Raw genomic sequence first — 26,690 nt, forward strand, 5'->3', positions numbered from 1 at the left:
AATTCCTTAGCGTCAAGATAGCTGCAATCCTAGTTACAGGTAAAGAGTAACATCTAAATACGAGAAAGGGGAAAAAACCTTACGGTGTAATACTATGGACAGATATATTTGCATACACGGACACTTCTATCAACCACCAAGGGAAAATCCGTGGCTTGAAGCAATTGAAATACAGGACTCTGCTTTTCCTTACCATGATTGGAATGAGAAGGTCAACGCCGAATGCTACGCCCCGAATTCTGCATCCAGAATTTTGGATGGAGAAAAACGTATCATGGATATTGTCAGCAATTATGCCAGGATAAGTTTCAACTTTGGCCCTACCCTCCTTTCCTGGATGGAGACATATGCTCCGGATATCTATCAGGCAATACTTGATGCAGACAGACAAAGTATGGAATGGCGTTCGGGACATGGTAATGCAATCGCACAGGTTTATAATCATATTATCATGCCCCTTGCCAATACCCGTGATAAACGCACTCAAATAATTTGGGGTATAAAGGACTTTGAGCACAGGTTCAAGCGCTCCCCTGAAGGTATCTGGCTTTCAGAAACTGCGGCAGATATTGAAACACTGGATATCATTGCAGAGTGTGGAATAAAATTTACCATACTTGCTCCTCATCAAGCGGCCAGAGTAAGAAAGATTGGCGGTGGAAGGTGGAAGGATGTAAGCGGGAGGCAAATTGACCCCACACGGGCATATATATGCAAACTGCCATCAGGCCGCATCATAAATATCTTCTTTTTTGATGGTCCAATATCCCTCTCGGTGGCATTTGAAAAATTGCTGACTCGGGGAGAAGATTTTGTCAATCGGCTGCTGGGTGGTTTTTCCACCACAAGGAAATGGCGCCAGATTCTCAATATCGCAACAGATGGAGAGTCCTATGGGCATCATCACAGATTCGGAGATATGGCCCTTTCCTTTGCCCTTAATCATATTGAGTCTCAGGGACTTGCAATGCTGACCAATTATGGGGAATACCTCGAAAAGCATCCGCCAGCACACGAAGTTGAAATACAGGAAAATACCTCATGGAGCTGTATGCATGGCATAGAACGATGGAAAAGTAACTGTGGATGCAATTCCGGCAATCATCCGGGATGGACACAGGAATGGCGGGCTCCGCTGCGTGACGCTTTTGACTGGCTGAGAGATCAAATAGCAGTTAAATATGAGCAAAAGGCAAAAGAATCTCTTAAAGATCCATGGAAAGCACGGGATGAATATATAACGCTTCTTCTGAACCCCTCGGAAGAAAACACAAACAAATTATTTGAAAGGCATGCGGCAAAAATTCTTCGTGAAGATGAAAAAATAGTAATTCTTAAATTACTCGAAATACAAAGACATGCTATGCTGATGTATACAAGCTGCGGATGGTTTTTTGATGAGCTCTCAGGCCTTGAAACTGTCCAGGTTATTCAATATGCTGGAAGGGCAATTCAACTATCAGAAAATGTTTTTAGCGAGAGCATGGAAAGTATGTTTTTAAACAAACTTTCCAAAGCACAAAGCAATTTACCCGAGCATAAAGATGGCACCCACGTTTATGAGAAATTCATCAAACCCGCTATGATAGATGCCAAAAAGGTTGGTGCGCACTATGCCATCAGTTCACTCTTTGAGGATTACCCGGAAAAGATTAAGATTTATTCTTACACAGTTATCAAAGAAGATTATCAAAAGAAGCTGAAGGATACGATAAAACTTGCAATAGGACGCATTCGTATCATATCGGAAACAGTAAGGGAAACTGAGTGTATTGGCTTTTGTGTTTTACATCTTGGCGATCATGATTTTAATGGAAGTGCACGCACTTTTCCAGATGACGGGGCTTATCGATTAGTGAAGGAGGAGATACTCAATAAATTTGAAAAGGGCGCTTTCGCAGACATCATAAGGCTTATGGATAAGCATTTTGGCATGCACAGCTATTCGCTAAGAGATCTCTTTAAAGACGAACAGCGTAAAATTCTAAACGAAGTCATTGATTTTGCCATGAAAGAGTTCGAAGAAACTTATCGGCATATAAATGAAAACAATCAGATATTAATGGGTTTTTTGCAAGAGATAGGAATGCCTTTGCCCAAGGGATTCCGTATAGCCGCTGAGTTTACATTGAATTATGACCTGGAAAAGGCATTTACGGAGGAAAAATTAAATATAGAGAAGATACAAAACTTAATTAATGAAGTTAAACGATGGAATGTAATGTTGGATTCCACTGACCTTGAATTCGTAATAAGGAAGAAAGTAGAGAACATCATGGAATGTCTTAATAGGAACCCTTCAGATTTTTCATTAATGGTGGAGATTCAAAGAATAACAACGTTGCTGAAATTGCTTCCCATCGAGATAAATTTTTGGTATATGCAGAATATCTATTACAAGATGACCAAAACAATTTATAAAGAGTTTTTATTGAAGGCAAAATCAGGCGACGAAAATGCAGTCAGATGGATAGATGTATTCAAACAGATTGGACCCGACCTGTTCTTTAATACAGCAGTTACACAGGGGGATTAAGGTGTTGTCTTTTACGCCAAATTCACCAACGATGTCTGCATGGTGGGTTGCGCTCGTCCTTCTCAAACTCAGGACAGGCCTAACCCGCCCCTGTAAAATTATCCTTGAATAAAGATATTTTTTAAAACGAGGAAGAAAATGAATAAAAGAAGGTGTGGTATACTACTTCATATTACTTCCCTTCCATCACCTTATGGTATTGGGGATTTCGGTGCAGCGGCTTACAAATTTGTGGATTTTCTGGCAGAAACCAGGCAGTCTTTATGGCAGATACTGCCTTTAAATCCAACATGCTCGGTATATGGGAATAGTCCTTACAGCAGTTATTCAGCCTTTGCCGGAAATCATATTATGATCAGCCTTGATTTTCTGGTACAAGATGGCCTTCTTTCAAAATCTGATGTAAAAGGCCATCCAACCTTTCATGAAAGTAGAGTTGATTATGCGGCTGTTACAACCTATAAAGAACATATCCTTCGTGGAATATATAAAAATATCCGCAATAAGTTAGAGCAAAACTTTGAATTTGAAAATTTTTGCAATGAAAATGCTTATTGGATTGATGATTATGCCCTTTTTGTTACTCTGAAGGAATACTTTCGGGGCATTATTTGGAGTGATTGGCCTGAAGATATCAGGAATAAGCAAGAAGATGCTGTAAGAGATTGGAAGGAAAAGCTGAGGGATAGAATATTGATGGAAAAGTTTTTCCAGTATCTTTTTTTTAAACAGTGGTTTTCTCTCAAAAAATACTGTAACACAAAAAACATACAAATAATCGGTGATATGCCTATTTATGTAACCTATGATAGCGCCGATGTCTGGGCTAAACCTGAGATTTTTAAATTAGATGATACGAAAAAACCCCTGTTTGTCGCCGGAGTTCCTCCCGATTATTTCAGTGCAACCGGACAACTATGGGGAAATCCTGTTTATAAATGGGATATTCTCAAAGAAACCGGCTACTCGTGGTGGTTGCGGCGTATAGAATTCAATCTTAAACTCTTTGATATTGTCAGGCTCGATCACTTCAGGGGTTTTGTTTCATACTGGGAAATCCCGGCTACTGAGAAGACTGCGGTAAATGGGAAATGGGTAAATGCCCCGGTTCAGGATTTCTTTAACACTTTGTATAAGCATTTCCCGAGTCTTCCCATTATTGCTGAGGACCTTGGGACCATAACACCTGATGTAAAAGAAATTATGAATACATTTGGAATTCCTGGTATGAAAGTACTTCTCTTTGCCTTTGGGGACGATTTACCTACGAATCCCTACATCCCACACAACCATACAAAATACTGCATTATTTACACAGGAACTCATGATAACAACACCATTAAAGGTTGGTTTAAAAAAGATGCAGGTCCGGCAGAGAGAAAAAGAGTCCGCCAATATTTAGGGAGAGATATCACGGAAGATACTATTTACCGGGAATTTATAAGACTTGCTATGATGTCTGTTGCAAACATGGTTGTTTTACCAATGCAGGATATACTCGGTCTCGGAGAAGAGTCGCGAATGAACTTCCCGGCAACTTCTGAAAATAATTGGGAATGGAGACTCTTGCCAAAGCAAATAACACCTGCCCTGATACAAGAACTATCGGAAGCAACTGTAATATACGGCAGAGGGTGAAATATAAAATTCAATAAGACCTTCGGCGACTTTTAAATACAAATTTTTACGACAGTGGGCCACCCTCTTCACCCCGCCAGCGGGAGACAGATGGTTGTCTCCCTCACTGAGGGGGGATTAAAGGGAGAAGCTTTTGTTTGAAATTCCTTGCACGTTCAATTAGACACTGACAAACTTGTTTGTCCATGCCACCCAAAATCCGATTAATTAAATGAAAATTCCTTAACGTTTAAACAACTCATAAAGTGAACAATACATGACCACGGAAACAATATCAGATCCCCGGATACCCGTTTCAGCATACAGGCTGCAATTCAGTCGTCTGTTTCAATTTTCAGATGCTAAAAAAAATTATTCCGTACCTCTCCGATATAGGTATTAGCGATATGTATGCTTCCCCGTATTTTAAGGCAAGAGAAGGTAGTCTTCATGGCTATGACATTGTTGACCACAATACCCTGAACTTGGAAGTTGGCACAGAAGAAGAATACCATGGTATGATACAAGAGTTATGGAAATACGGAATGGGGCAAATCCTTGACATCGTTCCAAACCACATGTGCATTACCAGTAAAGAAAATGCCTGGTGGATGGATGTCCTCGAAAACGGACCAGGCTCTCTCTACGCAGATTTCTTTGATATTGACTGGGAACCGGTAAAAATCGAGCTGAAAAACAAAGTACTTATCCCTGTTTTAGGCAATCAGTATGGACTTGTTCTTGAAAGACAGGAATTGCAACTTGTCTTTGAAAGCGGTGATTTCTTTCTTTATTACCATCAGTATAAATTTCCCATAAGACCAAAGACATATAGAGATATTTTACAGCATCGCATACATGAGTTAAAAAATCATCTTCCACCAGAAGACCCGCATCTTAACGAGCTTTTGAGTATTATCACGGCATTAAACCATTTACCCTCATATACAGAAAAGGATCCGGAAAAAATTGCAGAACGATACCGGGAAAAAGAAATCATAAAGAAACGATTGTGGAATCTCTACAGTGAAAATCATGGGATTAAGACATTCATAGATGAAAATGTAAATATATTTAATGGAGTAACAGGTAAGCCCGAAAGCTTTAATTTTCTTGATAATCTCCTTAATCAGCAGATCTACAGGCTCTCGCAATGGAGTGTGGCTACCGAGGAAATAAATTACCGGAGATTCTTTGATATCAATGACCTTGCGGCAATCCGGATGGAAAACCCGCTGGTTTTCAGGGAAACCCATAAATTGATTTTTAAACTTATCAGAGAAGGCATGGTTACTGGATTGAGGGTTGATCATCCCGATGGACTCTACAATCCTTCGGAATACTTCCAGAGGTTGCAGAAAAACTGTTTTCTTTATAAAAGACTTGATCGTCCAGGATATGTTACGGACACTTCCGATAGAGAAGCTGAAATATTGAGACAATACAATGAACTGTTGTCAAAAAACTCCCAGAGGAAGGCTTTTTATATCATTGGCGAAAAAATCTTTATCAAAGGGGAAAAGATGCCAGAAGACTGGCCTGTCTTTGGCACGACCGGATATGTTTTTTTGAACTTCCTAAATGGCATCTTTGTCGAAACAACGAATGCAAAAATATTTGATGATATATACGCCAGGTTCATCAGATCAAAGCTGAATTTCCAGAACATTGTGTATGAAAAGAAAAAATTAATTATGGAATTGGTCATGTCGAGTGAAGTTAATACCCTGGGACACTACCTGAACCAGCTGTCGGAAAAAAACAGACATACAAGGGATTTCACCCTGAACAGCCTTACAAACGCTATAAAGGAAGCCATCGCCTTTTTCCCGATATATAGAACTTACATAAAACCATCAGAGGTAACTGAAAGGGACCGACGGTATATTGAGATTGCTGTATCAAAGGCAAAAAGAAAAACCCCTGCCATGAACGAATCTGTTTTTGATTTTCTCAAAGACGTCCTTTTACTCAAGTATCCGGAAAATTTTAAAGATGCGGACCAAAGGGAATGGCTTGATTTCGTTATGAAGTTTCAGCAGGTTACAGGACCTGTCACGGCGAAAGGGCTTGAGGATACAACCTTTTATATCTATAACCGTCTTGCTTCTCTCAATGAAGTGGGAGGAAGCCCGGAAAGATTTGGTACACCCATGGAAACCTTTCATGGGCAGAATATAGAAAGAAGCAAATTCTGGCCTCACACCTTTATTGCCACCTCCACCCATGACACAAAACGCAGCGAAGACGTGCGGGCAAGAATTAATGTCCTTTCGGAAATTCCTGACGAATGGAGAGAACATTTAACGCGATGGAGAAGATTAAATAAGAAAAATGTCGTTATTGTTGAAGGACAGACTGTGCCAGATCCGAATGAAGAATACCTTCTTTACCAAACCCTTATCGGTGCATGGCCCGTTGAACCAATAACCGGACCTGAATACGAAATGTTTAAGAAACGGATTGAAGATTACATGGTAAAGGCATTAAGAGAGGCAAAGGTCAACACAAGCTGGATAAATCCCAATGCGAATTACGAGAATATCCTGATGAGCTTTATCGAGGCCATTTTGAATACTACACGAAGAAATAAATTTCTGAAAGATTTTCAGGCATTTCAAAAGCAGATATCCCATTACGGCATATACAACTCCCTCTCGCAAACATTGCTCAAGATAACCTCCCCAGGCATTCCTGAATTTTATCAGGGAACAGAATTGTGGGATTTCAGCCTCGTTGATCCGGACAACCGCAGACCCGTTGATTATAGTATTAGAATCAAGATGCTGGAGGAACTGAAACGGAGTGAGCAAGAGATGCTTCTATCGGAGCTTGCGAAGGAATTGACTATCAACAAAGATAATGGAAAGATAAAGCTCTACCTGATCTATAAAGCCCTCAATTACCGAAAAGCGAACAGAGAAATATTTGAGCGCGGTGACTATTCTCCCCTTGAAGCAATGGGAGAAAAGGCTATGAATGTTTGTTCGTTTGTGAGGCAATTTGGAAATTCCATGGCGCTGGTTGTTGCCCCCAGATTTTTTACAAGGCTGATACAACAACCTGAAAGGCTGCCCTTTGGCAAGGAAGTATGGAAAGACTCGGTTATTATTGTACCACATGAGGAAACGGAGAAAAAATACCGGAACATTTTTACTGGAGAAATTGTTGCTACCGTAAGTTACAAAGATGCAACTATCTTGTATCTATCAGAGATATTTGCCCATTTCCCTGTGGCTTTGCTTGAAAAAATTATTTAATTTAAAACATTTCTCGTAAAATATCTTCTACAATTTGTACACTATTTATGGAACCACTACCCAACAAAGGAAATAATTTTTCAGCTAATACTTTATCAAGTTTAGCATCAGATAAATAGAGATGCCATTCAGCAATATCTATATAAATATTCTTTCCAATTTCTGATGTTAAGGCTTCGATAATTTCTGTTTCATCTAAAAAACTCATAAAAATTCCCTTTACTAGTTGCTTTTGTTGAAAACTAATAATCGCAACTGTTTTATTTTAGCACGGGTAGAATAATAAATAAATGTTTTAATTATCATCTTGATATGGCAGTTCACATTTGTTTTATTGAATTTGTCATAATGAAAAAAATATGAATTGGTATCAGCTTCATATAAAAGAAATCATACAAAAACTTGGGACGTCTGAAGAAGGATTGTCTGACAATGAAGTCATCAAGCGGCTTCAGCACTATGGTCTAAACAAACTTGCCGAAGAAGAAAAGATTAGCAGGCTGAAAATCCTTCTCCATCAATTCACAAGCCCGCTCATTTATATCCTTCTTGTAGCCGCCGTTGTAACTGCCCTTCTCAAAGAATACATTGATACCAGTGTAATTATGGCTGTTGTGACCCTTAACGCAATTATTGGCTATATCCAGGAATACAGGGCAGAACAGGGCGTAAGGGCGCTCAAGAAGATGCTCATACCAAGGGCAAGGGTTTTAAGAAACGGCAAAGAGAAAGAGATACATAGCGAGCAACTGGTGCCAGGCGATGTTGCCCTCCTTGCATCCGGTACCAAGGTGCCGGCGGACCTGAGGTTGATCAAGACGTATGAATTAAAGATTGAAGAAGCTATGCTTACCGGTGAATCAATCCCTGCTGAAAAATCCATTGCAATAATACGTGAAGATAATTTGACCCCCGGTGATCAAAAGAATATGGCTTTTATGGGAACCATAGTGGTGAGTGGAAGGGCAAAAGGTATTGTTGTAGAGACAGGGTCAAAGACTGTACTTGGTAGCATTGCCCAGGAAGTTAAAGAGATAGGAGTTACAAAGGCGCCACTTCAGAAAAAGATAGATAATTTTGCAAAATATATCGGATTCATTGTTATGGCAGCCTCTGTAGTGCTTTTTAGTATGGGAATAATAATTGGCGAAAGCATACACGACATGTTCATGACGGCGGTGGCAGCAGCTGTCGCGGCCATACCTGAGGGACTTCCCATTGTCGTGACCATAGCCATGGCTATGGGTGTGGCCAGGATGGCAAGACAAAACGCCATCGTGAGAAAACTTCCGGCTGCAGAAACCCTCGGAAGCACCACTGTTATATGTTCAGACAAGACGGGAACCCTTACGAAAAACGAGATGACTGTCAGACTAATCTATGATGGAGAGCATATCTATGATGTTGCCGGGAGTGGATATGAACCAAAGGGCGAGATACTCCATGATCAAATGTCTGTTAAAGCAGAGAAGAAGAAACATCTTCAGGTGCTGCTGATAGGACTTCTCTGCAATGAATCAAATATTTACGAGGAAGATGGTCGGTATAAAGTTAACGGCGACCCCACGGAAGGTGCCCTTATTGTTTCTGCAATGAAGTCCGGTCTCGTGCCGGAGGAGGAAAAAAAACACTATCCACAGATTGCAATCATACCCTTTGAGTCTGAATGGGGTTACATGGCAACCCTTCACAGGCACGGAGGGAAAAAACTTATATTTGTGAAAGGTGCACCTGAGAAAGTACTGGATATGTGTGTTGAACCTGTTGCTGGCAGTTCTAAGAAAAAAGAGATTTTACTTATCGCCAATAATTTTGCTAAAGAAGGTATGCGGGTACTTGCCTTTGCTCACAAGGAAGCACCTCACAACATGGAGGAATTTACCCACCATGACGTGGGATCAGGACTGATCTTTGCAGGTTTACAGGGAATGATAGATCCGCCAAGGCCGGAGTCAATAGAGGCAGTAAATGGTTGTAAGCGCGCTGGCATCAGAACTATCATGATAACGGGCGACCATGCGGTCACCGCAGTATCAATTGCAAAAAAACTCGGATTGGGTAGTGAGAATCCTGAGGTAATTACAGGTAAAGAACTTGAAACGATGAGTGATGAAGAACTCTTTCATAAGGTGAAGGATGTTTCTGTGTATGCCCGGGTCTCCCCACACCACAAACTGAGGATAGTACAACAACTGAAGAAGCACGGCGAGATTGTCGCTGTAACAGGTGATGGCGTTAATGATGCTCCCGCCCTCAAGGAGGCGCATATCGGTATCGCTATGGGAAGAGCAGGAACCGATGTGGCAAAGGAGGCATCTGACATGGTTCTTGTAGACGATAATTTTGCAAGTATATTTAATGCTGTCAAAGAGGGTCGGATACTCTTTGACAATATCCGCAAGGTCGTCTTCTTTCTTATACCAACCGGTATAGCCACCATAATTTCCATTATTGCTACGCTTATCCTTGGTATACCAATGCCATACGTGCCTACCCAGCTTCTCTGGATAAATATCGTCACGAACGGTTTGCAGGATGTTGCCCTTGCCTTTGAACCGGGAGAAAAAGGGATAATAAACAGGCCGCCGAGAGAGCCCGGTGAGGGAATATTGTCCCGTCTTCTGATCGAAAGAACCTTTCTTGTTGCCCTTATAATTAGCGGTGGAGTTGTTTATAACTTTATCTCAGCTTTAAATGAAGGTGTCTCCATTGAAAAGGCAAGATCTGTTGCCATGACAACGATGGTCTTCTTCCAGTTCTTTCAGGCGTGGAATTCCCGTTCCGAACGCCGGTCTGTTTTCAGGATTAATCCGTTAAGCAACCCGTTTCTATTTTACAGCATGATAGCTGCCTTTTTTGCCCAGCTTGCAGTGCTGTACGTACCAACATTTCAATGGGTTTTCAGAACAGAGCCGCTTACAACAAGGGAATGGGTGAATGTGGGAGCAATAACAGTGATAATAGTAATTGCTGTTGAGATTGACAAATGGATCAGGAGCCGTTGGTTTTTGAAAATATAAAAGGAGCAAAAGCAACGAAGCAATCTTAAACAAAGATTGCTTCGTTATGCCTCACAATGACGATTGCACTCCAATTCATTTAAATTCAGAGTAATTTACATATGGCTCACATCCCAAAACATTGAATGCCTTTCGGCAGATAGAACCACACTTCCCACAATAATAGCGGTGACCATCGTCATCAGTAACCTCCTGGGTCAAAACATAGGCATTATTTGATAAGATTTGACAGTTGAGCATGGCTCTCTGCAAAGAGTCATGCCGGACGTGTTTCAGTTTCTCTAAACAACCATCGATAGAGAATGCCGGTCAGAACTGCACGATCACATCCGCCAAAAACCAACCAGGCAGTACCAATAAACACGGCTACGGCACGACGAAACAACGTCATATACACCTCCCTTTCTTTATAAATTAACCGGACTTTCAGAGACTCATTATTCACGGGGAAAAACCTACGTAAAAGCAATTTTGCAAACCCTTCCTGCTTTGAATTTCTGAATATCTAATTATCCTTCATTCTACTTCAACAGCAAGTCCCTGGTTTACAACCCGGAGAATTGTCTTCATTTGTCATACTGTATTCCTCGTTTTTTGTTTCACGTGGGGATCTGACCAGCATTTCCTTTGTACACGGGAAGGGTTGGGCCTGTTCTTCAGGGACTTCCTTCACAGGTCTTATGAATTCAAAGTGATTTGCGTATGGCTCGCATCCCAGGATATTGAATGTCTTTCGGCAGACAGATACACGCACCCCGCGGCGATACTGATGGCCGTCATCGTCGGTAATCTCCTGAAACGGCCCTTTATACACAACTGCCTCTTTATGGTCCCAGCATGGTCCTTCTTTCCCCTTGTATGCCAGTACGGTAATGCTTCTGAACTCAATGCCCTGGACCGTTCGCCACGGCTTTTCATCACGTTTGGCAATGGTAATTCCATAAAATCCTGCATCCTCAAATACCCTAAGAAATTCGTACTCCTGAAGCGCACCTGAGATACATCCACTCCACAGGTCTGGATCCTGCTGAAGCTCCAATGGAACTGATTCGTCTGATACAATGTCACTGATTGCGGCACGTCCGCCCCGCTTAAGCGCCCGATAAATCTCTTGAAAAAGTATCGGTTTGTCTTTGTGGTTCACCAGATTTAAGACACAATTACTGATCACAACGTCAATTGACCCATCCGGGATCATAGGAGATGTCTCACTCATTTGTTTTACATATGACTCAAACGCAGTGAGGTCAGATTCACTTTTTATAGGATTCCTCTTTAACCAATCATCAAGTGTACCTCTATCAACACGCAAATCCTGTATCTTTCCTTTGCGAAACTCGACGTTGGCGTATCCCAGGCGTTTAGAGACCTCACTATTTGCCTTGCGGGCAAGCGCAAGCATTTCATCGTTCATGTCGACCCCAATTACCCGTCCGGATGAACCAACCACCTGGCTTGCAATAAAACAGATTTTTCCGCCCCCTGAGCCCAAATCCAGGACTGTTTCACCCTCGCGTAAATATTGTGAAGGATCACCACAGCCGTAATCACGATCTAATACTTCCTGAGGAATTATTTTTAAATATTTTTGATCATACGTAACAGGGCAGCAAAGTGATTCTTCCCTTTTTGCAGCAGCAGTACTATAACGATTCAATACGGCTTGTTCTATCATCATAACTTCGTACCTCTTTCATAATTATAGAGTTTCAATTGGTAGATTTGCTACGCCCTTCGCAAACTCGGGACAGGCTTAATCCACCCTATTCAAAATTATATGTGACGTGTAGGGTGGATTGAGGCTGATAGGCCGAATCCACCATTTTCATAATGATATCTTCTGTGACAAATAAATTACCGAAGTCCTAATTTAATGTTTAAGAAATTTCAAATCAAGAGTTCCTCCCCCTTGATGGGGGAGGTTAGGTGGGGGTGAGAAGAAGAGTGATCACCCTCCCCTGGCCCCTCCCATCAAAGGGAGGGGAATGTTTAGTTGCTGAACCTAAATTATCCTCGAATTTATCGAGGAATGGCACAACCTATAGGGTGCGTATACCATAGAATATTGTAAATTTACGTCTCTATGTTATGAATCAACGAACCTCCGCAACTGCTTCCAGCTCCTGCAGTGCAACCGAAGCAGTGAGCACCAGTAACAATTAAACCATGATTAAATTTATCGAAAGACTCAATATGGGATATTGTCCTGCAACGACCTGCGACAGGAATTTCGAGCATCTGATTAAAATCGCAGTCATAAAGCTGGCCATCCCAACCGACAGAAATGAGCGTCCTGCACATCAGACCGTCTACTGTCTGCGGATTGAATGCGTTGATAAGAAGTGCTCTGTAACGTTCCATCTGCCCTGTATGCTCGAGATATTCCTTCCATCTTTTAATTGGCATGTTTGTCATTGCATACAAACGATTGAATACAATTCCAAACTTCACCCGCAGTTCCTTTTTATACTGCTTTTCTAATTCCTCCTGAGACGGTGGAAGGAAAGCTCCGCCAGGATTATATGCTAAGTCTAATCTCAGTCCGCTCCCTTTCAGCCCATACCCTAAAGAGTTCAGCTTCCGTAGTGCATCGATACTCTTGTCAAATACACCTCTGCCACGCTGTTTATCCACGTTTTCCCTGGAATAACAGGGTAACGATGCAATCACTTCGACGCTATTAGCCCTGAAAAATTCTGCCAAATCTTCCTGACCATTGACAAATAAGACGGTGAGATTGCACCGATCCATAACACGGCGCCCCAGAGAACGAGACCGGGTAACCATAGAACGGAATGCAGGATTAAGCTCAGGGGCACCGCCGGTGAAATCTACTGACTCAATTGATGGTGAATTGGCAAGGAGGTTTAATACCCGATCCGCCGTTTCAGCCGACATTATTTCATTTCTCTCCGGACCCGCATCCACATGACAATGCGTACACGCCTGGTTGCATAACTTTCCAACGTTTATCTGAAGCGTTTTAAGCTTTGTACGCCTTAGATGGAAGCCGTATTGCCTTAATTTATCTTCAAAATTTATCTTTGAATCTTGCAACGTATTAAACCCGCACATTGTTATTTTTTCAACAGTTTGCTCAGTTCTGCATCCAAATCTTCTTCCGACAAATAACCAAGATGTTTGTTAACCACCTTGCCGTCTTTCCCATAAATAATTGTGGTTGGATAAGCCTGCAGGTCATACGCAGGACCGATATCTCCTCCATCAAGGTAAATTGGATAATTGACACCCAATGATTTTATAAAGGGTGGAACTACTTCTTGTCCGTTTTCATCGAAAGCAACACCAATGATCTCAATCCCCTTGCCCTTATATTTTTTGTAAAGGTTGATAAAACCTGGCATCTCTTTCCTGCACGGTGGACACCATGTTGCCCACAGGTTAAGTACCACCACCTTGCCTTTGTTGCTCTCAAGCAAGCTATTTAATTCCGCAAGATTTAACTTTTTCAGTGTACCTTCTGCATAAGAAATTGTTGAAGCCGCAATTAAAATTACAGCAAATAAAAATGTAAAGCATTTGCATTTAAATACTTTTTTATTCATGATTCGTTCCTTTCTGTAAAAAAATCCGTGGATATAATTTAAAGTTAGAAGAAATTGGTTGGTCAACCGTCTCGGTTGACCAAATTAAAAGAAACAAACGGATACAGGACAAGCGAGACGCTTGTCCTACCGGCACCGCATCAAAAACCACATAAATAAAATGAAAATTCTATACAACCAAGGTATCAATCACGAAAAGTTCGTTTCTTTCGCAAAAACTTTATCCTTCGCAATATCCCCCAATCTATACTAAAATGTAGTTGTACTCATGCTTTATTTACATTTTTCCCTAAGACTCTTTATTGCCTCAGAAACCATCTTCTCATGCTGTTCGGCTGTTTCTGCCCTCCCATATTTTTCGATTATTTTATCCCATTCGGGTGTTCCATAATACTGATGACATCCGATACATAGACCTTCTCTTTCGACAAGGTTCCTCTCCTCCTGATTCAATGATCTGTCTTCCGGGAATGGCATATTTTGGATTTGTTTTCCACTTCTTACGACCAGTTGGTCCAGCGCATGCGGGAAATCTTCAATTCTTGGGGTTTCCCACCTCCCCGTCTTTGCATCGGGGATATCCCCATACACCCCCTTTGATAAATCCTGAAACATGGGGCTATCACCCAGGAGCTTTTCAGCGCTCCTTGAATTACTTGTACCATATCCGATGGTCTTGGAGTTAGTATGACAATCCTCGCAGGTTCTGGCAACCAGACTGATTGAATGAGGGTGCATGGGAGCTAATGTAGGGGAATTATGCCCGGTAGAGGTAATATAATGCTTATTGAGTGCCTTGACATTTCCCTCCTCATCAACAAAGGTGTAAAAGACCTGACACCCCGGGGCGAGGGGGGAAACCTTCCCTCTCAGATTAATTCCTAATATTGGACTCTCCCATCTCATAAATGACCTGTTTTCAAGAGATAGGTCGCCGTCTTCTTTCGTAACCGTTTGCCTGCCCGTTGTGGAGTCTACTTTCTTGGATGTCGTTATCCAATCAGTACCTTTTACCCTCCTGTCATATTGCATATGACATCCATAACACTGAGGCGCCCACGAGGCATGGCAGGCGTAACACTCCAGTTTTTCAATATGCCTGTCAATGGTTGACATGGCAACCTTTCCCTGTTTGGTCTTAAATGCATTATGCAAATTTATATCCTTCAGCAAAGGGGTTTCATGCTTCTTGCCTGTGTACAGGCTTACGATATAGGCCTTGTTGTCTTCCCTGACCCAGTTGGCCTTCGCATTTCCCCTGGAGGTAAGGAGATATTCCCTTGCTCCACCCGTATAAACACCCCTGTCCCCATCCAGAGTCACGGGTGTCCCGTATCCCACGGGAAGTTCCCATGGATATTTCTCCGGCGTGCCATGGCAATCATAGCAGGTAATCTCTGTTTGATAAACAGTCGCAGGATAGATATTCCCGTCTCCATGGACATCTATTGAGGTATGGCAATCCGCACACTGCATACCCCTTTCAAAATGCACGTCCTGTCTTACATGCAGATATTCCTTCGTAAAGAGGGATTCCTGGGGGCCTGGCGTGTTCGTCATACGGAGGCGCGTGGCCATCTTCCACATAGTCATACTCAAACATCCCTACAAAGGTGGTGCCTATTCTCCTTCCCCTTGTGTGACAGTGGGTACACTGAGCTGCCGGTATAGCGCTTGTAATCCGATGTCTTAAAGGATGGGGACGCGTAGTATTTGCCTTGATATTTGGGTCATCGCCTTCATATTTACCGTCATTCCCGTAGAGCACATGACATGCGGCACACCCGGATGCCCGTAAATCTCCCCTTTCATTCCTCCCCTCACCCCATACATGACACCGTGCACACTGTTTCCTGTAAGTATCTGAAAAACCTGCCTTTTCTTCCGATCCAAATATCTCTACACCATGTTTAAAATCCGGTATCTCTTCAACCTTTTCAAGCCTTCTCAGATAACCCGCGCCAATAGCCTTTTCAACCCATTCCTTATATTTTTCAGAGCCTACCCTTGGAGTCAGACCATCGGTGTCTATCATATCAAAATTTCCGTATGGGAAAGAACCTTTCGGTATGACCCCGTTCGACGAGAGGGTCTTACTGGCAATCCCTGTCATAAGGGAATGGAGTGACATCGACATCCGGTACGTATAATCTATCCCAAGGGTGCCGGAAGGCTCAGATGAAATAGTTTGTCCGGACATAAGCTGACCACCCACAGGCTGAATGAGCGGTTTTTCCATCAAAGTAGTTACACTTCCTTTACTATCGTGGCATTTTGCGCAGCCTTTCCCTTCGTGAAGTACCCACATACTTGATGGGTTTGGAATAAGATCGTTATGGGCTTCTTCCTTTCTACCGGATGCGGGATTTCCTTCGTGACAGATCGCACATTCGTAACCCTTCCCTTTTCCGTATTTTATTCTGACAAAACCCAGGAGAAATGGTTGCATCCTGTCGTTAATAACATCGATTCCTTCATGACACGACAGACATCCTTTTTCTCCTGTGCTTTGTACTGCTGGATTTTCGCGGAAAGAAACACTGGTTTTCCGCAAATCCTCTGTGCCTCCACATCCATCGGCAATTCCTGCCAAAAGGGCAGCAATTACCACAGAAAATAATTTTCCATAAACCCTTACAGAGTTTGAAACTCGGTTTTCTACAGAGCAAGACTGCCGTGATTATCTTTTTCAAGTGAGATGGCCAAATGGCTTTATATGTCCGCATTGCGGCAGTAAAAAAGCCTGGCCAATTGGCGAAGTATTGTTTCACTGCGCCAATTGTGATTACAGAGTGTCTGTCATCGCGGGTACCATATTTCAGGATACGCACAAGTCTTTGACTTTGTGGTTTCGAGCTATCTGGTGGATTACAGGGCAGAAAAATGGTGCCAGTGCATTGGGTTTGAAAAGAATGCTCGGACTTGGCAGTTATCGTACAGCATGGGCATGGTTGCATAAATTGCGTCGCGCTATGGTTAGGCCTGGACGCGAGAAACTGTCTGAAGAAGTAGAAGTCGATGAGACCTACTATGGTGGCGAAAAACCAGGTAAAAGAGGACGAGGTGCAGAGGGGAAAGCGTTGATAATTATTGCTGTTGAAGATAAAGGGGTTGGTGTTGGCCGTATCCGTCTCAAACAAGTGCCAGACGCCTCTGCTGATAGTCTTAGTCCGTTTATTCAAGAAAACATTGAACCTGGCAGCACAATACACACGGATGCATGGCATGGTTATAATCAATTGACTCGTTTGGGGTATAAGCATAATGTTACGAATCAGAGATCGTCTGTTGGTGAAAATCCATTGCCACTTGTACATCATATAGCATCTCTCCTAAAACGGTGGCTCTTGGGAACCCATCAAGGTGCCATAAGCCACGAACAGTTGAATTATTACCTTGATGAGTATACGTTTAGATTCAACCGGAGAACCTCGAAGCATCGCGGCAAGCTTTTCTACAGGCTTCTTCAAAATGCAACACAAATAGAACCGACAACATTTGATAAAATAGTTAAACATACGAGAGGTCAAAAACCGAAAAGATACAACATATAGTAGCAACATCAGTCAAGTGAATATCCTACTAATATTATATCCTTCTAATGAATGCTAATGACAAATAATAAATAAGATATATTCCCACAAAATAGAAAATATCTTCAGTACCTTTCATTATTAAGCTGTTTATCCTTAATCCCCTGGGTAAAATAGAGAATTTCGAAAGAGTCTTACAACTCAAAAGTGCACCATCCGATGTAAATGCCCTGCGCTATGCCCTCCACTTCCATAGTGTGGAAGACATCAGATTAGCCAGGAAGTAGGCCGGGATAAGGACATCACGGTTCAAATCCAGCTCAAAAACCGTCAAACTAACTGCTCTTGATAATTTTTCTATTTCTTCCCGCATACCTTCAATCCATTTAAATAAGGCCTTCGGCGACTTTTTATAATAAAAAAAACCCACCCTTGAATCCCCTCCCAGGAGGGGACTTTTCTACTCCCCTCTCGAGAGGGGTTGGGGGTGTGTAAGGCATTAGCAGAAAGTTTGAAATTCCTTATCATTTTAAGTTACCTTAGGCAACGATTTTTAATTTTATTCATATTTTTATTAAAAACGTCATAATTGTTTTTGAAGATACTATATGCTAAATTAGTCACGGACAAACAAGTTTGTCCGTGCCACCCTTTGTGCTGAAATTCTAAACATCAATTACTAATGGGGGCCGGCAAATTTTTCGTTAATTCAGATGGTTTAAACCCCGCCTCTGTAAGAAGTTCTTTAATCCCTTCTGGTGAAATATCCTTGTTATAAGAAATTATTTCAAGTAGATGCTTTTCCAAATCGGCTTTAACCTCCGCAACCCCTATCCTCTTTTCCAACGCAGTCCGAATCGTATCCAGACATCCTTCACAGTGCATATTAGGAATATCAAAAGTTACGACCTGCCTTTCTTTGGCTTTCATTTTCTTTGCAGACAAAAGTCGACTACCAAAGGAATTCAGAAGCACAGTACTCACGCTGGCTACCATTGCGATCATAGCCCAGCCAGGGTGAAAGAATCCAGTAGCGGCAGCCGGCACACCAATGCCATTGAAGATAAATGCCAGAATGAGATTTTGTTGTGTCTTTTTATATGAGTTGCGACCAATGAGATAAGCATCTAAAACACCGCCCAGACGGTTACCAATGAGAATTACATCTGCTGATTCAATGGCAATATCCGTTCCTGCACCGATTGCTATACCGACGTCTGCCTGCATAAGGGCGGGGGCATCGTTAATGCCATCACCCACCATGGCTACCCGATACCCCTGTGCTTGCAATTTCCGCACCTGTGTTACCTTCTCATCGGGCATTGCCTCTGCTATTACTTCATCAATACCAACTTGCCGTGCCACTGCCTGTGCCGTACGCTGATTGTCCCCTGTAATCATCACCGGCCTTAAACCGATCTCCTTCATCTGGTGAACCGTTTCCAGTGCATCCTCCTTTAAAGTATCAGCAACAGTAATGAGACCCAGAAATTCTTTATCAATGGACACCCCAACGACAGTTTTTCCTTGTTCCTCAAACGCTTTGGCCTCATTGTATCCTTTGTCCACTTCCACATCTTCTTCTGCAAAATACCGTAAACTACCTACGCAAACTGCTCGGCCGTTCATCATCGCCCGTGCGCCTTTGCCAGGTACAGCCTGAAACTGGCCAATATCGGTTAAAGTAATATCCAATGTCTGGGCATGATTGACAATTGCTCGGGCCAGTGGGTGTTCTGACGGTTTTTCCGCAGATGCAGCAATTTGTAATACCTCCCGGTCATCGAATGTTCTAATCGGTATAACATCTACTACCTTCGGTTTCCCTTCGGTAATTGTACCGGTTTTATCAAGTACAACGACCCTGGTATCCTTTAAAGCCTGAAAGGCCTCACTTGAACGGATAAGGATACCTTTCCTTGCAGCCACACCTCCGCCGTAAATCATTGCCAGCGGTGTCGCCATCCCCAATGCACATGGATAACCCATAACCAGCACGGCCAGTGCCGCAAAGATACCACGAGTCAAATTCACCTCTCCCGTAACCAACCAGGCACCTAAGGTCCAGATTGTAATTCCAAGTATAGCACATATTAGGACACCCGGTACGTAATACTTAAGGATCTTATCCACGAGCTGAATGATCCCTGGCTTTAGAGCGCGTGCCTCTTCAATGTGTCGTGCTACTTGCTGGAGAAAACTCTCTTCACCAACGCGCATTACCTTCACAATCAACGTTCCTGCTTGATTCAGCGAACCGCCGATCACCTCATTACCCACGCTTTTTTCAACCGGCATGGACTCGCCGGTTACAAGACTCTCATCTACAACAGAGACACCGTCCACCACTTCCCCGTCAACCGGGATTTGCTCACCCGGACGCACGCGTACGCGGTCGCCCACCTGTACATTTTCAATGGGTACCTCTTCTTCCCTGCCATTGCGAATTACTCTCGCTATAGGAGGCTGAAGCGCAAGCAGTTTGCGCACGGCCTGGGAGACACGGGTGCGAACCCTTAACGAAAGGTAACCTGAAAGGATATGGTAAGTCGTGAGCGAAACAGCGACCTGAAAGAAGTCAGTGATTGGGAAATTTTTCAGAAAGAATCCAGCAAACCCACCAAAGAGACCAGCAAATGCGCCAGATTCCAGAAGCACATGCTGGTTAAGTATCCTCCTGCGCAAGGAATGAACTGCCATAGTGAAGATATACCAGCCAGGACCAAAAATTGTTGCAAACGCCAATCTCATCATTAACCATTTGAACCATGACTGATAGTAGCCTACCCACATGCTGTTCATCAGCAGGGCTGCGGTACCTGTAAATCCGGCAGCAATAATCAACCGCCACTTTTCCCGTTGTAGTTCCGCCTCTTCTTCCTCATACGTCCGTGCTTTCTTTGGGTCACGGACAGTATAGCCTAATTGACGCACAGTATTTTTCAATTCTGTTTCTGTTATCTTTTCAGGATCATACTGAATTAGTACCTCTTCGTGAGCAAGACTGACATTGACATCCTTCACAGCATCTATCCGACGGTAAGCCTTTCTGATGCTCTCTGCACAGAATGAGCAAGAGATACCACCTACCTTGACCTGTAATTTCTTATTCTGTTTTTCTATTTCAGTCTCGACTAACATTTTAATTATATAACACTCACTTACTACCGCCAATGCGCTGAATCAACTCGTTTGAGGGCAAGCTGGGGTCAAGGAGCTTGCGGGCAGTCTCAACGCCTGAGACGGGCAGGTTGTCGCCCTTGATGAGATCCAGTTGAACGAGCAGGGAGGCCTGATCCCAGTAAATGTGTTCGCTGGCGATCTTACCATCTTTGAATTCGACAATAGCCACCACGGCCAGTTCGACGTGTTTGCCGGTTGGCAGTATGCCGGGCAGGATCCACGCCATCTCAACCGAGTGGGTAAATTTGTGAACGAGTTCATCCACGATCCGGTCATGCCCAACGGTGCGCGAGACAAGGATGATCTCATTATCGGCAGGCAACGTCGGGATAAAGTAGTTGCCGTAGAATTGGCGGACCCCTTCACGCCCCACCCCACCGGCCATCACCGGGATGTTATTAATGTAAGGTTCGTCTGTCATGGTTGCAAGTGCGGCATCGACGTTCTTTGCCTCAAACTCGGAGGCCGTGTGCCTTTCCCACATCTCGACCATCACTTGCTGGGCGGACGTAAGGCCTGCCTCTTTTTATGCGTTCGTCCTTTGCTTCTCCTTGCTTTTTGAATTGCAACCGGTAAATACCAAGGTTGATGCAGTAATAGCGGCTAGAATTGTGAGAATTTTGATCATTGCTTCTATTCTCTCAGGCTTTTCAAGAATACCTAGAGCGGGCTATACCGCAAACAAATTAACCACCCCTTTATCCTCTCCTTCGCAAGGAGGTGATGAAAAGGGAGGTAAAAGATAATAATTTTTCCTTGTTCCTCCCTCGCAAGGAGGGGACTTCGTCGTGAGCTCAGCCGAACGATAAAGGGGAGGTAAAAAACTTGTTTAAAAAAGAAATTTTTATAGGGTAAACATTCATGCTGGCTTCTGCTTCATCTGCTTTTACTTTTTCTCTCCCTTCCATTCTCTTTCGAATTCCCGGAGGAGTTTGAACTGTACGGGTTCGTTCGTATTCACATCATGTTTTTGGTCTGACTCCCAACGCGGTGCCTCTTTGCTCACTTCTGCAATAAATTTCGAGGCAGATACACCATGGGTAGCAATTTTGTAACAGACTGCCATCGTCATGTCCCTCCCTATACCCCTCAAGCAATGCTGAAAAACACGGCCCTGCGAATTTTTTACGGTATCCAGCATCATCCGTATTTGTGTCATGGTAGGTGCCCGTTCGTCTGCCCATGGAATATGGACGTATTCCAATCCCAGACTCTCCACCAAATTTTTTTCATGTTCATTGGGCACCCGCCAGGTATTTCTCGTCTATCACATGGATATTGTGGAAATCACGGCAGCGGAGGATGTCGTCCTCTGTTTCAATCAAGCTGTACGGATTCTTCTGTCTTGCCCGGGCATCAATGAGTTCCATGAGTTTGCATCTGAGCTCATTCAGGCAATCGACGGACTGGACCAGTAGGCCGTCTGCTTCAAACGCATCTGACACGGTAAAGTAACTCTCGATGTTAAGTTCAGTCTCGTGTTTAATGCCCGCGCCATCCGTGCGAAGCGTGTTGAGTAGTCCTGAAATTTCTTTTTTGACATCCATAGGTCGCTGACGCGGCGATTCTCCACGCCGCTCGTCATCGCTCAGGGCAATGTTAAATTTGAGAGAATCCTCACCGGCTCTAAAAATATTGCGATTAGAACTTGACTTTTGCATTGTTTGACAGCCAGAAAAGATCAAGACTGCAAGAATTATCTGAGTTTTTAGGTATTTCATCTAACCTCCTAACCTTGCAAACAGTTAAGCTAAGTTAAATTAGGGCGTTTTTCAATTGGCATTTTTAATTGCCAAATCCTTAAAGAGGAATTTGTACTGTACGCTGGAAAAAGGTTTTCCATCAACTTCCACGTATGGATAGATGAAATAGTTCAGCGGTTTGCCATTTTGCGGTGGGTTTAGGACAATGTCACGCCCAATGGTAAACTGCACTCGATTTTCGTCATGCGCACCAAAGAAATATTCTCTTCTTGCCGGATCCTTATAAGCTTCTGAAACATCTACAGGCACCCATCCGTATCCTTTCAGATAAAATTCAGCCCAGCAATGATAACCGGCGATTTCCCCCTGACCACGCTCTGCCGGGAGAGGAAACCCGATTGCGAATTTTGCTGGAATACCAACTGCCCTGCAAAATCCGATAAATACAGCGTGAAAATCGGTGCAATTCCCGCGTCTGACATCGCACGCATAGCAAATATCACCCCGCCCCCAGCCAGTACCACTCTTATCGTAAGTCAGGCTGGCAATGGTGTAATCATTGATAGCGCGTGCCTTCTCTAGATTACTAGTTTTGCCCCGAGTGACATCCTCCGCAAGTATTTTGATGCGGTCATCGATAGGCACGAGTCGATCCGGTTGAAGCCACCGTTGCATCATCGGATCGAAATCATTTCGGATCCGAATGTGCATCTGATCAAAATCTCGTCGAATGTATTCACGGCGTTTCACCCTGAATTTCATCTCGACCTTTATTGAGCGGCATGCGGGATTTGCGACAGTGAGGTAAAGGATATAATTTCCATACTTACCGTCTTTATTGATACTCGCGGGACAGGGTGCAGAAATACGCAAGGGAGTAATTTTTTGATTCGCATCGTTCTTTGGATATGGCAACCATATTGATATTTGTTTGGTACCCTCAGGGATGTCATCGACCCTTGCAATGTAGGTGAATTCTAATATTCGTATCTTAGGAGCATTCGTGGCCTCAGACACCTCCAGGAAAAATATGCAAAAAATTATAAGGCAAGCAACGGCGCAGGCAATTCTGGGCTTCATATGTTGTTTCCTTAAAAATTCAAATAGTATATACCCAAGACTACCGAACCTGTACAAAAAGTTATTTCTGTATAAAACCTGTAGAGCGAAGAGACTCTTCGCTCTACATATAGATTTTTGCATAGTCTTTACCGCCCAGGCTATAGTATGTCAGCCCTTTGGGCTTTATCTCATTATGGTAAAAATCTCTACCCATAATTCAATGACATTACCTATCAAGGGAGGGAAAGTTCCATCGCCCCTTGTGGTGGAAGGTCTGGGTGAGGGGTATTTTCGTGTCAATATTCGAACAGTAACTGCCATTGGCTTTAAAGCTTTATGACATCATGAAAGATGAGGGCGAAGGAGGGGACTTCGTCGTGAACTCAGTAGAACGACGAAGGGGGTGTTCTCCCACAGGTTATTTGTCATATTGGCTATGACTACACAACCCAGTTTAACTCCCATTTATTAAGGATATCCGGGATGCTCCCTCTTCGTAGGTTCGGGATATTCCTTTTCAATTAGGATAGCCTTCTTCTCCCAGAGGTCTTTCTTCTTATTATAGTTCCAGGTATAATTCTCTTTGCCATTCATCTTATGAACGGCAATGCTCGCTTTATCAACCCTCAAATTATCCTTATTGGTCCCCTGCACAAAGAAGTCCAGGTCGTACGTATTACCGTCTTTCCCTTTAAAGTCTGCACAGACAAAATATTCATCCGTCTTTGTTGGAGAGAGCTTGTCCTTATGCACCTTGTCAAGCATCAACCCTAAATATTTTTCTGTGTTCTTATCAAGATACTTGAAAACACCCTCTGTGGAATTTTTCCGAATGTATTCTTCAGCAAATTTTGCCACATCCTCCTTGGTTATACGCGGTTTTTCCTCCTCTTTGTACGGTATCACTTGTCCCGGATGCTCTCTTTCGGAAAAAGCAGATGAAGCGCTCAATCCTAACATAAACAACAAGACTGTAACTGTTGCCAAACTTTTTCTCGGAATTAGGAATAAATTCATAATTGGGTCTCCTTTATCAAAAGGTAAACGAATCCGTAGCAGCAGTAGCTTGAAAAGGTAAAACTGCCAATTGCCATATAAAGTCACTGGCATGAAAGATACAAAAGTGACATCAATTTCTCCATTGAACCACCCCCTTTCCTGAAAATATTGCTCTGGGAAAAGCCACAAAGATACTGATTCAGCATGTTTTCAGTCAGCATCAACAGCTCTACTGGTGATACTGACTATTATTAAGGGTAGTCAGGCTTCGGATGTTCAGGATGCTCCGGTCGTTTCTTTTCGGTTTTGACGGTCTTCTTCTCCCAGATACCTTTCTTTTCATTGTAGTTCCATGAGTAATTCTCTTTGCCATTTACCTTGTGGATGGCAATGCCCTTTTTATCAATATTTAAATAACTCTTGCTTTTCCCCTGCACAAAAAAGTCAAGGTCGTATGTATGACCGTCCCTCCCCTTGAAATCGGCACAGATAAAATATTCATCCTTCTTTATCTGCGAGAGCCGTTCACGATGCACCTTGTCAAACTTTAACTCCAGATCTTTTTTCGTTTTTTTATCATAGTGTCTGAAGATGCCATCCCTGGAATTTTTCTGAATGTATTCCTCGGCAAATTTCGCCACATCATCGAGGGTTACCATCGAATTTTCTTTTTCTTTGAGTCTTACCATTTGCTCAGGATGATCTGCAGATGCAGTATATGAAGTGGTTGTTTCCAAAGAAATTAATGCGATTCCAAGATACATCATCAATACGGCCGCTGCGGGGGTCAAGCCTTTCTTCAGTATTCTGAATAAGTACATTGTTAGTTCTCCTTTCATGAAAACAAAAAAGCCTTACTGCAAAGATATTCATTCAAACATCTTCGGCAGTAAGGCTATCTTTCATAAAGCCGTTTAAACGGCTCGACAAGACCCTTTACTTTGCGTCCCCTGATCGCCCAGGGTTTGCCTTTGTCGTAATGTTTTTCATCATCAAAATTTTACTATCTATTATCTATTATCTATAGTATTTTTATGCCTTTTATTTCAAGAAAAAATAAAATATTTACCAGTCATGAAGCTGGCAAAACTCAAACAGGCAAAGTAGTTTGACACCTCTAGCATATTATGATATTATCAAAAAACGCATTTTCTAGTTAAGAGATTTGTAATTACTTTAATAATTCATAAAAAATGGAGAGAATTTACATTGGCAAAGGAAAAACTGGTTATCGTGGGTTCCAGGGGCAGTAAACTTGCGCTCATCCAAACAAATTGGGTTATATCAGAGCTTAAAAGGTTAAATCCTGGATTTGAATTTCAGATCGAAAAAATTTCGACAAAGGGTGACAAGATTACCGATGCCCCCTTGTCCCGTTTAGGGGGAATTGGTTTATTTACCAAGGAACTGGAAACGGCTTTAATGAAAGGAAAGATAGACATTGCCGTTCACAGCGCCAAAGATGTGCCAACAGAGCTGCACGAGGGGTTAATGATCGGCGCCACACCCAAGCGCGAGGACCCCCATGATGCCCTTATTAGTAACAACAATGCCAATTTAGAAAAGCTGCCCGATAATGCGCGTATTGGCACAAGCAGCCTTCGCAGAAAGGCACAATTACTTGCTTTTCGGCCCGATTTCAAAATTTTAGACCTGCGTGGCAATTTGGATACACGGCTTAAAAAACTTGAAACCGATGATCTGGATGCCATAGTCGTTGCCTATGCCGGATTACGAAGGATCGGTTATGCCGGCCCCATCAGCCAGATCATACCGTTTGATATTATGTTACCCGCTGTGGGACAAGGTTCACTCTGTATCGAAATTCGTAACAATGATGCCCGGATTTATCAAATCGTTTCCAGCATTGATGATACACAGACCAGAATTGCAGTAGAAGCAGAACGAGCTCTCTTAGCAAGACTTCAAGGTGGTTGTCAGGTGCCCATTGGAGCATATGCACAGACACAAAGTAACGAAGTGTTTCTGGAAGCGATCATTTGCACCGTTGACGGCGACCATGCCATACGGGATAGCCACAGTGGCCCCACCAGTCAAGCAGCAAAAATAGGAGATGAACTTGCCCTGAGGATGCTGGAAAACGGTGGCAAGAGAATTCTCCATGAGATTCGCCAGGAATTTCAAGGACGCATTGACCATATTTAAAATTATTGTATTAATCTTTTCAACCAAAGTAAACGAATCATCACC

21 protein-coding genes, 1 pseudogene and 1 riboswitch are annotated in these 26,690 nt (G+C 42.9%); of the genes and pseudogenes, 7 read left to right on the forward strand and 15 right to left on the reverse strand.

All coding sequences use genetic code 11. From position 1 onward, the window contains the following. Positions 1-94: 94 nt before the first annotated feature. From BROSI_RS00560 to BROSI_RS00570, 3 genes are all read left to right on the forward strand, one after another. Entirely contained in the window at positions 95-2,536 is a 2,442-nt protein-coding gene (locus BROSI_RS00560) for a DUF3536 domain-containing protein (RefSeq protein WP_052561369.1), read from the forward strand. Positions 2,537-2,650: 114 nt separating this feature from the next. After that, entirely contained in the window at positions 2,651-4,174 is a 1,524-nt protein-coding gene (malQ, locus tag BROSI_RS00565) for a 4-alpha-glucanotransferase (protein ID WP_261338880.1), read from the forward strand. A gap of 338 nt (positions 4,175-4,512) precedes the next feature. Next, the gene (locus tag BROSI_RS00570; RefSeq protein ID WP_200891664.1) at positions 4,513-7,413 is read left to right on the forward strand and encodes a malto-oligosyltrehalose synthase; all 2,901 of its coding nucleotides are present in this window, start codon (positions 4,513-4,515) and stop codon (positions 7,411-7,413) included. 1 nt (position 7,414) lies between these two features. Here the strand turns inward: BROSI_RS00570 and BROSI_RS00575 are convergent, their stop codons facing one another. Further along, positions 7,415-7,621, reverse strand: a complete 207-nt coding sequence (locus tag BROSI_RS00575) for a DUF3181 family protein (RefSeq protein ID WP_052561373.1) — start codon at positions 7,619-7,621, stop codon at positions 7,415-7,417. Positions 7,622-7,772: 151 nt separating this feature from the next. On the opposite strand from BROSI_RS00575, the gene BROSI_RS00580 reads away from it, so the two are divergent. Then, complete coding sequence (locus BROSI_RS00580; protein ID WP_052561374.1) at positions 7,773-10,433, forward strand: cation-translocating P-type ATPase; 2,661 nt, start codon at positions 7,773-7,775, stop codon at positions 10,431-10,433. 256 nt (positions 10,434-10,689) lie between these two features. On the opposite strand, the gene BROSI_RS20925 is transcribed toward BROSI_RS00580, so the two are convergent. From BROSI_RS20925 to BROSI_RS00605, 6 genes are all read right to left on the reverse strand, one after another. Then, entirely contained in the window at positions 10,690-10,824 is a 135-nt protein-coding gene (locus BROSI_RS20925) for a hypothetical protein (RefSeq protein ID WP_261338828.1), read from the reverse strand. 135 nt (positions 10,825-10,959) lie between these two features. Then, on the reverse strand, positions 10,960-12,111 hold the full coding sequence (locus tag BROSI_RS00585) for a methyltransferase domain-containing protein (RefSeq protein WP_052561376.1): 1,152 nt from the start codon (positions 12,109-12,111) through the stop codon (positions 10,960-10,962). Between the two features lie 395 nt (positions 12,112-12,506). Next, positions 12,507-13,508, reverse strand: a complete 1,002-nt coding sequence (gene arsS, locus BROSI_RS00590; protein ID WP_052561378.1) for an arsenosugar biosynthesis radical SAM (seleno)protein ArsS — start codon at positions 13,506-13,508, stop codon at positions 12,507-12,509. A 2-nt stretch (positions 13,509-13,510) separates the two neighbouring features. Next, positions 13,511-13,999 (reverse strand): TlpA family protein disulfide reductase, encoded by a 489-nt coding sequence (locus BROSI_RS00595; RefSeq protein ID WP_052561380.1) that lies wholly within the window; start codon positions 13,997-13,999, stop codon positions 13,511-13,513. 273 nt (positions 14,000-14,272) lie between these two features. After that, a complete protein-coding gene (locus BROSI_RS00600; protein ID WP_157842289.1) occupies positions 14,273-15,592 on the reverse strand; it encodes a multiheme c-type cytochrome in 1,320 nt (439 codons plus the stop codon). Next, complete coding sequence (locus tag BROSI_RS00605; RefSeq protein WP_052561384.1) at positions 15,483-16,610, reverse strand: hypothetical protein; 1,128 nt, start codon at positions 16,608-16,610, stop codon at positions 15,483-15,485. The genes BROSI_RS00600 and BROSI_RS00605 overlap by 110 nt, the downstream gene beginning before the upstream one ends. A gap of 19 nt (positions 16,611-16,629) precedes the next feature. Between BROSI_RS00605 and BROSI_RS00610 the strand changes: the two are divergent. Further along, positions 16,630-17,553 (forward strand): annotated as a pseudogene (locus BROSI_RS00610) (IS1595-like element ISBsi1 family transposase); the annotation flags it as partial. 214 nt (positions 17,554-17,767) lie between these two features. Here the strand turns inward: BROSI_RS00610 and BROSI_RS00615 are convergent. From BROSI_RS00615 to BROSI_RS00640, 6 genes are all read right to left on the reverse strand, one after another. Beyond that, positions 17,768-17,962 (reverse strand): hypothetical protein, encoded by a 195-nt coding sequence (locus BROSI_RS00615; RefSeq protein WP_052561387.1) that lies wholly within the window; start codon positions 17,960-17,962, stop codon positions 17,768-17,770. 242 nt (positions 17,963-18,204) lie between these two features. Next, a complete protein-coding gene (locus BROSI_RS00620) occupies positions 18,205-20,673 on the reverse strand; it encodes a heavy metal translocating P-type ATPase (RefSeq protein WP_082058935.1) in 2,469 nt (822 codons plus the stop codon). Between the two features lie 16 nt (positions 20,674-20,689). Further along, a complete protein-coding gene (locus tag BROSI_RS00625) occupies positions 20,690-21,208 on the reverse strand; it encodes an ester cyclase (protein WP_052561389.1) in 519 nt (172 codons plus the stop codon). A 393-nt stretch (positions 21,209-21,601) separates the two neighbouring features. Further along, positions 21,602-21,961, reverse strand: a complete 360-nt coding sequence (locus tag BROSI_RS00630) for a protein-tyrosine phosphatase family protein (protein WP_052561391.1) — start codon at positions 21,959-21,961, stop codon at positions 21,602-21,604. Beyond that, entirely contained in the window at positions 21,951-22,436 is a 486-nt protein-coding gene (locus tag BROSI_RS00635; RefSeq protein WP_052561393.1) for a hypothetical protein, read from the reverse strand. Before BROSI_RS00635 ends, BROSI_RS00630 begins: the two co-directional genes overlap by 11 nt. Before the next feature lie 51 nt (positions 22,437-22,487). Continuing rightward, entirely contained in the window at positions 22,488-23,498 is a 1,011-nt protein-coding gene (locus tag BROSI_RS00640; protein WP_082058936.1) for a transglutaminase-like domain-containing protein, read from the reverse strand. Positions 23,499-23,673: 175 nt separating this feature from the next. Between BROSI_RS00640 and BROSI_RS19560 the strand changes: the two genes are divergently transcribed. Next, positions 23,674-23,820, forward strand: a complete 147-nt coding sequence (locus BROSI_RS19560) for a hypothetical protein (RefSeq protein WP_157842290.1) — start codon at positions 23,674-23,676, stop codon at positions 23,818-23,820. A gap of 128 nt (positions 23,821-23,948) precedes the next feature. Here BROSI_RS19560 and BROSI_RS00650 read toward each other — a convergent pair whose 3' ends face one another. Together BROSI_RS00650 and BROSI_RS00655 are read right to left on the reverse strand one after the other, a co-directional pair. Then, positions 23,949-24,497, reverse strand: coding sequence for a hypothetical protein (locus tag BROSI_RS00650; protein ID WP_052561397.1), 549 nt, complete (start codon positions 24,495-24,497; stop codon positions 23,949-23,951). A 233-nt stretch (positions 24,498-24,730) separates the two neighbouring features. Further along, positions 24,731-25,300 (reverse strand): hypothetical protein, encoded by a 570-nt coding sequence (locus tag BROSI_RS00655; RefSeq protein WP_052561399.1) that lies wholly within the window; start codon positions 25,298-25,300, stop codon positions 24,731-24,733. A 61-nt stretch (positions 25,301-25,361) separates the two neighbouring features. After that, a riboswitch (cyclic di-GMP riboswitch) is annotated at positions 25,362-25,459 on the reverse strand. 229 nt (positions 25,460-25,688) lie between these two features. Here BROSI_RS00655 and hemC point away from each other — a divergent pair. After that, the gene (hemC, locus tag BROSI_RS00660; RefSeq protein WP_052561401.1) at positions 25,689-26,645 is read left to right on the forward strand and encodes a hydroxymethylbilane synthase; all 957 of its coding nucleotides are present in this window, start codon (positions 25,689-25,691) and stop codon (positions 26,643-26,645) included. Positions 26,646-26,690: the final 45 nt, after the last annotated feature.

Origin of the sequence: Candidatus Brocadia sinica JPN1 (assembly GCF_000949635.1) — a bacterium.
GTDB classification, from domain to species: domain Bacteria; phylum Planctomycetota; class Brocadiia; order Brocadiales; family Brocadiaceae; genus Brocadia; species Brocadia sinica.